Annotated in this window: 13 protein-coding genes and 1 riboswitch; of the genes, 12 read left to right on the forward strand and 1 reads right to left on the reverse strand. The window is 39.3% G+C overall.

Going from position 1 to position 12,319, the window contains the following annotated elements; all coding sequences use genetic code 11:
- Nucleotides 1-218: 218 nt before the first annotated feature.
- The 11 genes from IEX29_RS15385 (at nucleotide 219) to IEX29_RS15435 (ending at nucleotide 10,515) form a co-directional block, all read left to right on the forward strand.
- Nucleotides 219-965, forward strand: coding sequence for a class I SAM-dependent methyltransferase (locus tag IEX29_RS15385; RefSeq protein WP_188735250.1), 747 nt, complete (start codon nucleotides 219-221; stop codon nucleotides 963-965).
- Nucleotides 966-1,312: 347 nt separating this feature from the next.
- A riboswitch (SAM riboswitch) is annotated at nucleotides 1,313-1,416 on the forward strand.
- A 200-nt stretch (nucleotides 1,417-1,616) separates the two neighbouring features.
- Complete coding sequence (locus IEX29_RS15390; protein ID WP_188735422.1) at nucleotides 1,617-1,763, forward strand: YezD family protein; 147 nt, start codon at nucleotides 1,617-1,619, stop codon at nucleotides 1,761-1,763.
- Nucleotides 1,764-1,960: 197 nt separating this feature from the next.
- Complete coding sequence (ssuE, locus tag IEX29_RS15395) at nucleotides 1,961-2,509, forward strand: NADPH-dependent FMN reductase (protein ID WP_188735251.1); 549 nt, start codon at nucleotides 1,961-1,963, stop codon at nucleotides 2,507-2,509.
- A gap of 57 nt (nucleotides 2,510-2,566) precedes the next feature.
- A complete protein-coding gene (locus tag IEX29_RS15400) occupies nucleotides 2,567-3,877 on the forward strand; it encodes an O-acetylhomoserine aminocarboxypropyltransferase/cysteine synthase family protein (protein ID WP_188735252.1) in 1,311 nt (436 codons plus the stop codon).
- A gap of 30 nt (nucleotides 3,878-3,907) precedes the next feature.
- Nucleotides 3,908-4,270: a NifB/NifX family molybdenum-iron cluster-binding protein gene (locus tag IEX29_RS15405; protein WP_188735253.1), complete on the forward strand. Its 363-nt coding sequence runs from the start codon at nucleotides 3,908-3,910 to the stop codon at nucleotides 4,268-4,270.
- 27 nt (nucleotides 4,271-4,297) lie between these two features.
- A complete protein-coding gene (locus IEX29_RS15410; RefSeq protein ID WP_188735254.1) occupies nucleotides 4,298-5,077 on the forward strand; it encodes an ATP-binding cassette domain-containing protein in 780 nt (259 codons plus the stop codon).
- A gap of 58 nt (nucleotides 5,078-5,135) precedes the next feature.
- On the forward strand, nucleotides 5,136-6,260 hold the full coding sequence (locus IEX29_RS15415) for an LLM class flavin-dependent oxidoreductase (protein WP_188735255.1): 1,125 nt from the start codon (nucleotides 5,136-5,138) through the stop codon (nucleotides 6,258-6,260).
- 17 nt (nucleotides 6,261-6,277) lie between these two features.
- A complete protein-coding gene (locus IEX29_RS15420; protein WP_229720247.1) occupies nucleotides 6,278-7,240 on the forward strand; it encodes an aliphatic sulfonate ABC transporter substrate-binding protein in 963 nt (320 codons plus the stop codon).
- A 47-nt stretch (nucleotides 7,241-7,287) separates the two neighbouring features.
- Complete coding sequence (locus IEX29_RS15425) at nucleotides 7,288-8,070, forward strand: ABC transporter permease subunit (protein WP_373290683.1); 783 nt, start codon at nucleotides 7,288-7,290, stop codon at nucleotides 8,068-8,070.
- 15 nt (nucleotides 8,071-8,085) lie between these two features.
- Entirely contained in the window at nucleotides 8,086-9,414 is a 1,329-nt protein-coding gene (locus IEX29_RS15430) for an LLM class flavin-dependent oxidoreductase (protein WP_188735256.1), read from the forward strand.
- Nucleotides 9,415-9,624: 210 nt separating this feature from the next.
- On the forward strand, nucleotides 9,625-10,515 hold the full coding sequence (locus tag IEX29_RS15435) for a cupin domain-containing protein (protein WP_229720248.1): 891 nt from the start codon (nucleotides 9,625-9,627) through the stop codon (nucleotides 10,513-10,515).
- Nucleotides 10,516-10,810: 295 nt separating this feature from the next.
- Here IEX29_RS15435 and IEX29_RS15440 read toward each other — a convergent pair whose 3' ends face one another.
- The gene (locus IEX29_RS15440) at nucleotides 10,811-11,749 is read right to left on the reverse strand and encodes an AEC family transporter (protein ID WP_188735257.1); all 939 of its coding nucleotides are present in this window, start codon (nucleotides 11,747-11,749) and stop codon (nucleotides 10,811-10,813) included.
- Between the two features lie 114 nt (nucleotides 11,750-11,863).
- On the opposite strand from IEX29_RS15440, the gene IEX29_RS15445 reads away from it, so the two are divergent.
- Nucleotides 11,864-12,316: a GNAT family N-acetyltransferase gene (locus tag IEX29_RS15445; RefSeq protein ID WP_188735258.1), complete on the forward strand. Its 453-nt coding sequence runs from the start codon at nucleotides 11,864-11,866 to the stop codon at nucleotides 12,314-12,316.
- Nucleotides 12,317-12,319: the final 3 nt, after the last annotated feature.

A 12,319-nucleotide genomic window follows, 5' to 3' on the forward strand; every position in this document is an offset into this window, starting at 1 on the left:
TGATTCGATTTAAATTATCTTCAAAAAGAATGTTTCAAAATATTTATTCTGACGGTATACCTTATCGCACTTTAAGTTTGAATAAGGTTGCTGTCAGGAACTACATAGTTTTATCAATATCAAGCATGTTTTCAATAGATATGCTTTTTTACGTTTTTAAAGGGGCTATTTGCACAGAATTTTAGCATAGCACTTTATGCTGGAGAGGAAGTTAAGCAATGAAACAAAATAAATACGATGATAATCATTTTTTTCAGGCATATTCAGAAATGGACAGATCTAAGAAAGGGCTGGAAGCAGCCGGAGAGTGGCATATTTTAAAAGAAATGCTGCCAGACTTCAAAGGGAAAAATGTTTTAGATTTAGGCTGCGGATTTGGCTGGCACAGCCGCTATGCCAGAGAACAGGGGGCAGAATCTGTAACAGGAACTGATATATCTGAACGGATGCTCACGCATGCAAAAGAACTGACCAATGATTCCGGTATTACGTATCTGCATCAGGCTATCGAGGATATGGATTTCCCCGAAGCATCCATGGATATTGTTATCAGCTCACTTGCGTTTCATTATATTGAATCATTTGATAGTGTTTGTGAAAAGGTATATACGATTTTAAAACCAGGTGGAAGTTTTGTCTTTTCTGTAGAGCATCCTATTTTTACAGCAAGAAAAGAGCAGGACTGGATTTATGATAAAACTGATAACGAGCCTTTGTATTGGCCAGTGGATAATTATCAGATAGAAGGAAAACGGGAAGCATCCTTTTTAAATGAAACGGTGACAAAATATCATCGTACTGTGTCTACGTTTATGCATGGTTTAATACAATCTGGATTTGAGATTTTGCAAGTGGAAGAATCCGCGCCTTCTGAGGAGATGCTTAAAAAGATACCTGAAATGAAGCATGAATTGCGCAGACCGATGTTTTTAATGGTTGCGGCAGAGAAGAAGGAGAAAAGCTAGAAGGCACTTTTAGTTTTTACTTAACGACAAAATAAAAAAGAAGAAGTTATAAGAAGGCTCTGTTGGTAATGTTATTATATATAAATCTATCAAATAATAATGAATGACGGGTCTGCTATAGGTCAATGCTTAGAATAATATCTTAGCATTGACCTATTTTAATGCAGGGGAAATTAAGTGATCCTTTGAACAAGAGCTTTTCTATTTATAATGAGGGAATATATAGGTGTACTTTCTTAGTTATAGGCAGCCATAGCATTTTAAATTTCCAAAGTTTAAAAATAAGGATTGACATTCTCAAAAATAGTATGTAAACTAATAAACACAATTAAACCACTCGGAATAATATCTTATCTAGAGAGGCGGAGGGACTGGCCCGATGAAGCCTCGGCAACAGACTTACGCAAGTACTGTGCCAATTCCTGCAAGTGTTTAGCTTGATAGATAAGAAGAGTAAGTGAGCCTTGCTGTTTCAACCCTTTTCTTATTTAGAGGTGGGATTTTTGTTTTTTAATTGCTGATTGGGCTACCAAAGGCATGTATATTTAAGCTCATGATTTGAGAGATTTCGCAATGTGGAAAACAGAAGTTTAATGAATTTATTTATTTTTCATGACATTTCTTAAATAGGGGGGAGCTGGCTTGGTAAAAATTGATGATGTAAAATTAGACCATATTTTAAACGCATTGAAAGAACTGGAATATGGTTCAGTAGTTATTACCGTGCATGACGGAAAAATTACGCAAATAGATACGACTGAGAAGAAGCGTTTTTCCTTAGTGAAAAACCGTTCTTAAAAAATGAATATTATGTATGCCCATTAGACAACTAAAGGCATCTTCCATTTCGATAATACATGTTATCGGATGAAAGATGTCTTTTTATTTTTTTATAAAACTGTTTAAGGGTGTTCCTGAAAAAGCGCCATGAAGTCCAGGTTTCTAAAAATATACTAAATACGGATATACGAAAATGAATGGAAAGGATGAAATAGATGAGTGAAATTGTCGTACTTTCTGGAAGTCCCTCTGAAGTATCCCGTACAAATGCAGTTTTAAAATATATCGGTTCAACACTTGAGGAGAAGGGGTTTTCTGTAACACACATATCTGTCAGAGATGTACCGCAGGATGTATTATTTAATGGGGAATTTAACAGTCTTGTTATTCAAAAGATAACTTCTCTTATCAAAGGGGCAAAGGGGGTTATCGTTGGAACACCTGTTTATAAGTCTTCCTATTCTGGAGTTTTAAAGGCCTTAGTAGATTTACTCCCGCAGGATGTATTAGAGGATAAGACGGTATTGCCATTAATGACAGGTGGGAGCACCTCTCATTTACTGGCGATGGAATATACATTAAAACCGCTGCTGGCTTCTCTAAAGGGAATGAATTTAAAAGGTGTGTATTTCGTAGATAGCCAGATTGATAAAAGAAATGCAGCTAATCCTATTGTACACACAGATGCGCTGGAACGATTAACGAAGCAAGTAGAGTATTTTACAAAATCAATTAGTAAAAAACAGGTGAAAATCTTACTTTAAGAAAAAATATTTAAAAATTGTGAATTCTAGAATGTGTAAATAGAAGGGAGAAGAGCAATGAGTGACGAACAACAGGGTACACCAAATTTTAATACAGTTGCACAGCATGGAGGTCAAGAATCAGATGCTTTGACGCATGCAAGGGCGGTGCCGATTTATCAGACAACATCTTATGAGTTTGAAAGTCCGGATCATGCTGCTTCTCTTTTTCAGATGCAGGAAGAAGGATATATCTATTCCCGAAACGCGAATCCAACCAATCGTGTTTTAGAAAAAAGATTAGCCGGTTTAGAAGGCGGAATTGAAGCCTTTGCTGTTTCTTCCGGACAATCCGCCATCACAATAGCTTTATTAACACTTGCTAAAGCGGGAGAAGAGATTGTAACAACAAACGCATTATATGGCGGAACATATAACCTTTTCTCAGAAACATTTACACGCTTTGGAGTGACGGTTCGTTTTGTAGACGGCACAAATATTGAGGAAGTAACAGCTGCAATAACTGAAAAGACAAAAGCTGTTTTTACAGAGTCAATCGGTAATCCCGGCTTACAGATTGCTGATATAAAAGCACTTAGCAAGGCTGCTCATGCCTATGGCGTTCCGTTAGTTGTTGATGCTACTTTCACTACGCCATACTTACAAAAGCCAATCGGGTATGGAGCAGATATTGTCGTTCATTCTGCCACGAAATTTATTGGTGGAAATGGAACAGCTATTGGCGGAATTATGATTGATGCCGGAAGCTTTAATTGGAGTAATGGAAACTTCCCTGAATTTACAACACCGAACAGAGCTTTAAATAATCAATCGTATGTTGAACTGTCCAGTGCAAGTCCGTTTATTTCGAAAGCCCGCTTCGAACTCGGGCATAACCTTGGGACGGCATTATCTCCTTTTCATGGCTGGTTATTTATTCAGGGCTTGCAGTCATTATCTGTTCGAATGAGACAGCATGTTGAAAACACCCGGAGGATTGCTGAATATTTAGTGAATCATCATTTCATTGCATGGGTCAATTACCCAACATTAGAAGGAGATCCACAATATAAACTTGCGAAAACCTATTTGCCAAAAGGGGCAGGATCTATTTTTACATTCGGAGTAAAAGGCGGATATGAATCTGCGAAAACCTTTATCGATTCTGTGAAATTACTTTCTCATGTGGCAAATGTTGGTGATTCCAAAACACTGGTGATTCATCCAGCGAGTACAACACATGCAAGGTTATCACCTGAAGAAAAGCTCGCAGCAGGAGTTAAAGAAGAACAAATTAGATTATCAATAGGACTGGAAGATGTGGAGGATATCAAAGCAGATATCGATCAAGCGTTACAAAAGAGTGTTGAAGCCAGTTTCGTAGAGTAAATCCATTTAATTAACCAAGGAGAGGAAATCATGCTTATCGCTGTTGTACTAAACGAAATAAAATTAATTGTACCCATTATTGAAGGGGCAACAATCCGTATTTATGATTCGGAGAAAAGCACATATGAAGATTTTGAAAATCCGGCAATTCATCTAAAAGAAGGAAGACGTGGTGCAGTTTTAAAGTTTGCTGAAGAAAAAGGTGCAACAGCCTTTGTTGCCCCTCCACAGACATTTTGTGAATTATCCTATGAGAAGGCGAAAAATGATGGGATCCGATTTTTTCAATTAGAGGGAATCATTTCATACGAACAATTTGTAAAAAAAATCAAAACCAATCAGTTGGGCAGTCAAACAGAATTACCGGAAAACGAGATTGCTCCAAGCTTTTAACAAGAGGGATACAAAGGAGGAAACGTAGTGGCTCAAAATGCAGGTGTTGAGTTACACATTCATCAACTGGAGAAATCATATGGACATCTAGCTGTTTTACGAAAGATCAATTTAAATATCAAATCTGGTGAATTTGTTGCCATCGTCGGAAAGAGCGGATGCGGAAAAAGTACATTGCTAAGACATATTTCTGGACTTGAAAAGGCAACTGCGGGAGGAATTAAACAGAACCAGCATGCATTAAAAGGGTTAAATGACCAGGCGCGTATTATGTTTCAGGATGCAAGATTATTACCATGGTTGTCTGTTCTGGAGAACACAGGCGTTGGATTAGGATTAGAAAAAGGCTGGAAGAATCGTGCATACTGGGCTTTGCAGCAGGTTGGCCTGGAACAAAGAGCAGAGGATTGGCCGGCTATTTTATCAGGTGGACAAAAACAGCGTATTGCTCTGGCAAGAGCATTGGCATCGAAACCGAAGCTAATGCTTCTCGATGAACCATTGGGAGCACTCGATGCGCTGACAAGAATGGAAATGCAGTCGCTTATAGAAGAACTTTGGCTGGAGCAGCAATTTACAGCAATTCTTGTTACCCATGATATGAATGAAGCCATTACACTTGCAGATCGCGTTATTTTAATTGAAGAGGGCGCGGTAAAGCTGGATTTACCTGTTGATTTACAACGGCCACGAAATCGATTGAATCCGGCGTTTGCAGAATTGGAGGAAGAATTACTGGCGAATGTTCTTGGAAAAGTACGGATTCATCAGTATGAACCCAGATTAAGAAAAGTGGAGAGTAAGTAACGATATCAGCAAAGCATAGAGGGTAAAGTCCTTTAAAAATACAAATGGAGGGGTTAAAATGATTGAATTTATTACAATGGCACCTACTTCCGGAGATGGAGAATTCGTAGGAGCGGTAAACAACAATTCATCACGCAGAAAAGTTGATGCATGGTCAGGAACAGATGAAGCTGCGGAACGGCAGCCGACATTTGAATATATTAGAGATATTGCTCAAGCAGCAGAGAAAGGCGGGTTTTCAACCCTGTTATTGCCTACCGGAGGATCCTGCTTAGATTCCTTAGCTGTAGCTGCAAATCTGGTCGGACAAACGGACCGTTTGAAATTCCTTTTTGCGATTCGTCCAGGGTCTATACAGCCAACCATATTTGCCAAGCAATTTGCAACGGTTGATTATTGGTCGGGAGGAAGAGCCTTGGTCAATGTGGTAACTGGAGGATCACCGACAGACTTAGCGGCAGATGGAGACTTTCTGGATCATGGAACAAGATATAAGAGAACGCGTGAATATATTCAAATACTAAAACGGCTATTCACGGAAGAACAGTTTGATCATGATGGTGAATTTTATCAATTAAAGGGAGCATCCTTATTCCCAAAACCTGAAGAAATACCGGAAATATACTTTGGCGGTGCATCAAATGTTGGAAAAGATGTAGCTGCGGCAGAGTCAGATGTTTACATGCTTTGGGGAGAAACATTGGAAAATACCAAGGAACGAATTGAGGAAATGAAAAAACGTGCTGCAGATTATAATCGTGAATTAAGCTACAGTGTTTCTTTTCAAGTTGTGTTAGGAGAAACAGAAGAAGAAGCTTTTGAAAATGCTGACAGACTTCTGAGCAAAACAGAGGAAAATCTTCTGAATGAAAAAAGTGATGCCGCGTCAAAGGGTGAATCCATTGGTGTAAAAAGGCTTCATCAATTAATGGAGGATGGGAGAAAAAATAATTTTAAAATTGGACCCAATTTATGGGCCGGGTTAACCCAAGTATTATCCGGAAACTCCATTGCGCTTGTCGGCACACCTGATCAGGTAGCAGAAAGAATTGTAGAATATGCTGATTTAGGATTTGATAAAGTATTGTTAAGAGGTTTTCCACATTTGGAAACCATTCAGGAAATTGGGGAAAAAGTTATTCCTAAGGTCCATGAAATTATTTCTTCCAGGCAGACTGTGTAAAGAAAGGGGAAAATCTATTGAATCATCATAAGAATAGACACATACTCATTTTATTTTTAATAACTATGCTTTCACTCATTTTAGCAGCGTGCGGCAGCTCAGCCTCTGGAGCAAAAGGTGAGGTTAATATCGGCTACCAAAAAGGAGGGCCGACATTAGCCTTAAAAAATAGCGGAGAATTTCAAGAGGAGCTGGAGGAGTTAGGCTATACGGTTACCTGGTCAGAATTTAATACGGGGAGTTCTATTTTGGAAGCATTAAACGCAGGAAGTATTGATTTAGCAAATGCAGGAGATATTCCGTCTATTTTTGCACTTGATAAGGGGAGTGACTTTCAATATATTGCCAGTGAACCATCTGCTCCAGAAACAGAAGGGATATTAGTCAGTGAAGATTCTTCTATTCAATCATTGGAGGATTTAAAAGGGAAAAGGGTTGCGTATAATAATGCTTCCATTGCCCAATACCTGTTAATCAAGCTCCTGGGTTCAGCAGATTTATCCATGGATGATATTGAAACAGTCAATCTAAACCCTCCTGATGCCAGTCTGGCCTTTGAAAAAGGAGAAATCGATGTCTGGGTCGTTTGGGACCCATACTTCGCAGATGCTGAAGCCAGAGGAAACAGAATCCTGCATACGGCAGAAAATATTGTCCCATACAGATCCTTTTATTTTGCGACAACAGAATTCATTGATCAGGATCCGGAAGTAGTTGAATTATATGTTAAACATTTAGCGAAGGTTGGTAAGGAGATTAATGAAGATCCATCAGAAGCATCAGAATTGCTGGAAGGGGAGACGCAAATTCCTGCGGCTACATGGGAAACAGTATTAAATAAAAAAGAGTCAGATGCCCAGTTTATGGATGATCAGGCAATAGAGGATTTAGAAATAGAAGCAGCGGATTTACTGGATATCGGTTTAATTGAAAATGAAATCAATTTTTCTGATTATATTTGGAACCCGGACAGTGAATAGAATGCCAATAAATATGGTTGAATTTAATATATAAGGAAGTGAAGCAGTTGAAAGAGACATCCGGTAATATTTATAATCGTTTAGCGCCGTGGATTATCCCTGCACTTCTTTTAGCGGGGTGGCAGCTATTTGCAATGAATGAATCTATTTCGGGGAGCATCCTGCCGCCACCTCTGGAAGTGGTTCAAACAGGTATTTCTATGGCTGCCAGCGGAGATCTCTGGACACATATCTATATCAGCTTCAGCCGGGCTATTATAGGCTTCGTCATTGGTGGAGGGCTGGGCATCATCATTGGTATGTTAAATGGAGTTTATCCGTTTGCAGAAAAGCATTTGGATACAACGGTCCAAATGCTTCGTAATATTCCACATTTAGCCTTGATTCCGCTGATTATATTATGGTTTGGTGTCGGAGAAGAATCCAAGATTGTTTTAGTAGCCATTGGAGTATTTTTTCCTATTTATATTAACACCTATCATGGCATTCGTTCGGTAGACAAAGGATTAATAGAAATGGGAAAAGTATATCGATTATCGAGATGGCATCTATTTTCCAAAATTATTTTACCAGGAGCACTTTCCTCGATATTGGTAGGTATTCGATATGCGCTTGGAACCATGTGGGTAACATTAATCGTTGCCGAAACCATCGCAGCTTCATCCGGTATCGGCTATATGTCCAATAACGCCCGGGAATTTATGCAGCTTGATATTGTTGTTTTGGCGATACTTTTATATGCGATTTTAGGAAAGGCGGCAGATTCTTTAGCAAAACTATTAGAAGGCAAACTGCTTAAATGGAATCCGGTTTATCAAAAGAATGAGTAAGGAGGAGCTGAAAAAATGTCAAAGAAGCAAATAAACTTAGGTGTCTTTCTGATGGGAACAGGGCATCATATGGCTTCATGGAGACATCCTGAAGTGCCGGCAGACGGTTTTGAAGATTTTGAATATTACCGGGGGATTGCGAAAATAGCAGAAAAAGGAAAGCTGGATATGCTTTTTTTAAGTGATGGTTTGTCTTTTAATCGCTTATCACATCCGGCTGAAATCGTCCGGTTTGATCCACTTACGCTGCTCCCGGCTTTAGCTGTAGTCACATCAAAAATAGGGCTTGCTGCAACAGCATCTACGACCTATAATGAACCTTTTCATATTGCCAGAAAATTTTCCTCCATGGATCATTTAAGTAATGGTAGATCAGCATGGAATGTGGTAACGTCCTATTATGAGCATGAGGCGAATAACTTTACCAAAAAGAAGCATTTAGCGCATGATCTTCGCTATGAGCGTGCAGATGAATTTGTGGAAGTGGTGAAGGGGTTATGGGATAGCTGGGAACCAGATGCTTTTATCCGGGATAAGGACGCCGGAGTTTATTTTAATTCCGATAAATTGCACACACTGAATCATGAAGGAAAGTATTTTTATGTAAAGGGACCGTTGAACTCCTCACGTTCTCCGCAGGGCCACCCTGTGATTGTTCAGGCAGGCTCATCAGAAGCAGGTACAACATTGGCAGCAAAAACTGCGGATGTAATTTTTACTGCCCAGCAGACACTGGAGGATGCGCAGAATTTTTATCAAAAAGTGAAAAGAAAGGTTGTTGAAGCCGACAGAAATCCGGATGAAGTAAAAATAATGCCTGGTGTCTCGCCCTTTATTGGTAAAACAGAAGCAGAGGCAAGAGAGAAATATGAGCAATTACAGGATTTGATTGTCCCTGAAGTCGGACTTGATTTTTTATCTGATTATCTTGGGGGAATGGATTTCTCTAATTATTCACTGGACGACCGGCTTCCTGCGGATATTCCAAAAACTAACGGAAACCAAAGTAGAAGGAAGTTGATTATAGAATTAGCCAAAAGAGAGAATTTAACAATCAGACAGCTCTATAAGCGGATTGCCGGCTCAAGGGGGCACTGGACAATTTTCGGTACCCCGGAACAGATTGCCGATCAGCTGGAGGAGTGGATTGTAAAGGAAGGAGCGGATGGTTTTAATTTAATGTTTCAAACTCTGCCAAGCGGCTTAACCGAGTTTGTAGATGAAGTTATTCCAGTGCTTCAACAGCGCGGGTTATTTAGAGAGGAATATAAGGATATCTCATTACGCGGGCATTTAGGTCTGCCGGTACCAGGATCAAGGTATACTGAGGTTAAAGTGAAATAAGCTGAAAGAGAGAGGTTTAGAAATATATAAGCATGAATAGTAAGTACTGTATAAATAAAATTTAAAGAGAATAATAAAAGGGCATGAGAAGATATTTGCTGGTATCTTCTCTTTTTCTGATACCATGATTATTCAATTTTTCTGGGTTCCATTTTTAATTTATAGTCATATGCTGATAAGAGATTAAGGAAAGGAAGGTAACAAACCAAAATGTATTATAATCCTTTGTATCAGCAGCAAATGAATCGAATGAATCCAAATTTAAATCAGGGAAATGCCTATGATGAACAGACAGCTAATATGGTAGAGGAAACACTGCAGCGTGAAGCCTCGTTAATTCCTATGTATTTTCAAGTACTGGAGCCGTTCAGACAGGACACCTCCGGACAGGGAATAATGTATGCAGTACAATCTAAAAATCAAATAGCAGCAAGCCTGGAGCAGGTTTATCAGCATTTCACCGGACAGCAGATAGATACACGGCAGTCAGCGTATAAGCAAGAAGAAAATGGGAGTATTGCATCTGTTTATGAGCATGCACGGCAAGGCTATGAAGAAAACTATCGTAAAAGTGAGCAAATAAATGAGCCTCACTCCCGGCAGCTGCTTTATCAGCTTGCAATGACAGATTATCAAATTGCGAATTATTTAGCAGGGTATTTAGAACCTCAACAGGACTCTGGAATGTATTCCCGGGTTACTGATTATGGTGGAAATCCGTTCGTTATTGATATTGAAAATGCTGCAGAAGCAAACACAAATTACCGTACCGCGTTATGGACAGGAGAGCATCTGCAGGTTACATTGATGAGTATCCCGGTAGGAAGTGATATTGGTTTAGAGGTACACCCGGATACAGACCAATTTTTACGCATTGAAGAAGGAGAAGGAACTGTACAGATGGGAAATCGGCAAGATAACCTGACCATTCAGCAGCGTGTGGAAGAGGACAGCGCCATTATGGTTCCAGCTGGTACGTGGCATAATATAACAAACACAGGAGATGAAGCTTTAAAGCTGTATACAATTTATGCACCGCCCCATCATCCATTTGGCACAGTGGAACGTACAAAACAGGAGGCGATGCAGTCAGAAGGCTAGCGGTTTCTTTTGACAGATGAGTGACTACTGCAGCAGCTTTTTTCTTTTCAATAGAAAGCCGTTCTTTTAGCAGAACGGCTTTCTATTTTCTGTTGCAACAAATAAATCAGTTCAAACGTACCTGTTCCTTCAGTAGATTTTGTGTTAATGGATTAATTTGTTTATTAATTGTATTTATTATGGGCGCGAAAAATTGGTTTATTATTAAGAAAAAGTAAAATGAAAGCAGACAGGCATAGGTGAAATGTCTGTCTGCTTTCATTTTTACGTGCAGTTGAAAATATCAGGCAATGCATCAACCAATCCAAAAAGTAGACAGCCAAGCGATAAATGGAATAGTCCCCAAAGCAAGTAAGGTGGAAAACACGGATGTCACGACTGCATCCTGTTCTTTATCCGTATAGCGGGAAAATAGAACTGCGGAGAGCATGAATGTTGGCATAGATGCAAGGATTACTAATATATTTTTAAGCATCAGCTCTATCGGCAAGAATGAGAGAATAAACATAAATATAATAGGAAGCAGCAGCAGTTTCCACGCTAAAGGCATCCACAATTCACGGAAAAATAAAGGCTGTTTGCTGCGGAAAAGGTCTGGCAGACTAAAACCGACATAAAGCATAGCCATTGGGGCAGCCAATGCAGAGAGCATACCGGCCAAATCTTTCATTAAAACTGGGGCCTCCCATCCGCTGAATGCAAAAACCAGTCCAAAGCTGATAGCAATTAAAGGCATATTTATAAGCGCTTTTAAATGTCGCCATTCAAAACGGTCTTCACTTTGCAGCAGATAGATCCCCAGTGAGAAAACAACTACATCCAGCCCTGCATCAAAAATAGCAGCAAGCAGACCGCCGATTGGACCGAAGATCGCTGCACATAATGGAATGCCGATAAATCCAGAATTGCCGATAGCAGCAAGTAAAGCGAGCTGTTTTGATTTTGTCATAGAAAAACCGATGATTTTTCCGAATAAGAAACAAATACCAACGGCTAAAACATTAAAGCTGACACTGAATATAAACATTAGAACAACCTGATGTAACACGTCATCTGTTAATTCAGTATTAAACACACCATTTAAAATAATAAATGGAACGGCAACATTAATAATAACGCTCATAAACAGTTGTTTTGCTTCATATGTAATTGTATTTTTCAGGGCAACCAATGCACCAATGAACAAAATAAGCCCCATCATCATGACTGTTAAGGCGACAGTGATAACATCCATTTTAAGCTCCTTTGAATTTGAAAAAGTTGGTATACTATAATCAATATATAATTCCTAATGTTAGAAGAATTACAGAAAAGAAACAAGTCTATTTCATAAAAAGGAGTGGAAAATATGATTCGTCAGTTACTTGCAGAAGATGTATTGCCTATGAATCTGTTATTACTCGCAGATCCGTCAGAAAGATTAGTCCGTGAATATACATCAAGAGGAATTTGCTATCTGCTGGAGAAAGAAGAAAAGATTATTGGAGTATACGTTCTTCTGCCGACAAGGCCGGATACAGTGGAGCTCGTAAATATCGCTGTTGATGAAGATTATCATGGACAAGGATGGGGAAAACAGCTGGTAATGCACGCTATTCAGGAGGCGAAAAAGCAAAATTACCGTACGATAGAAATTGGAACAGGTAATTCAGGAGTTACCCAGCTGGCACTGTATCAAAAATGCGGTTTCCGGATGGTGTCCATTGATCGTGACTTCTTTTTGCGTCATTATGATGAGCCGATATTTGAAAACGGAATACAGGTGGTAGATATGGTCCGATTGGAAATGGATCTGATGTAGAGA

It is taken from the genome of Oceanobacillus neutriphilus, assembly GCF_014645515.1.
Classification (GTDB): Bacteria; Bacillota; Bacilli; order Bacillales; family Amphibacillaceae; genus Oceanobacillus; species Oceanobacillus neutriphilus.

What these genes read in the sequence shown, in the direction of transcription:
- IEX29_RS15430 (WP_188735256.1), top strand. Translation starts at nt 8,086, where the DNA reads ATGTCAAAGAAGCAAATAAACTTAGGTGTCTTTCTGATGGGAACAGGG.
- IEX29_RS15405 (WP_188735253.1), top strand. Translation starts at nt 3,908, where the DNA reads ATGCTTATCGCTGTTGTACTAAACGAAATAAAATTAATTGTACCCATT.
- IEX29_RS15385 (WP_188735250.1), top strand. Translation starts at nt 219, where the DNA reads ATGAAACAAAATAAATACGATGATAATCATTTTTTTCAGGCATATTCA.
- IEX29_RS15400 (WP_188735252.1), top strand. Translation starts at nt 2,567, where the DNA reads ATGAGTGACGAACAACAGGGTACACCAAATTTTAATACAGTTGCACAG.
- IEX29_RS15445 (WP_188735258.1), top strand. Translation starts at nt 11,864, where the DNA reads ATGATTCGTCAGTTACTTGCAGAAGATGTATTGCCTATGAATCTGTTA.
- IEX29_RS15415 (WP_188735255.1), top strand. Translation starts at nt 5,136, where the DNA reads ATGATTGAATTTATTACAATGGCACCTACTTCCGGAGATGGAGAATTC.
- IEX29_RS15440 (WP_188735257.1), bottom strand. Translation starts at nt 11,749, where the DNA reads ATGGATGTTATCACTGTCGCCTTAACAGTCATGATGATGGGGCTTATT.
- ssuE (WP_188735251.1), top strand. Translation starts at nt 1,961, where the DNA reads ATGAGTGAAATTGTCGTACTTTCTGGAAGTCCCTCTGAAGTATCCCGT.
- IEX29_RS15435 (WP_229720248.1), top strand. Translation starts at nt 9,625, where the DNA reads ATGTATTATAATCCTTTGTATCAGCAGCAAATGAATCGAATGAATCCA.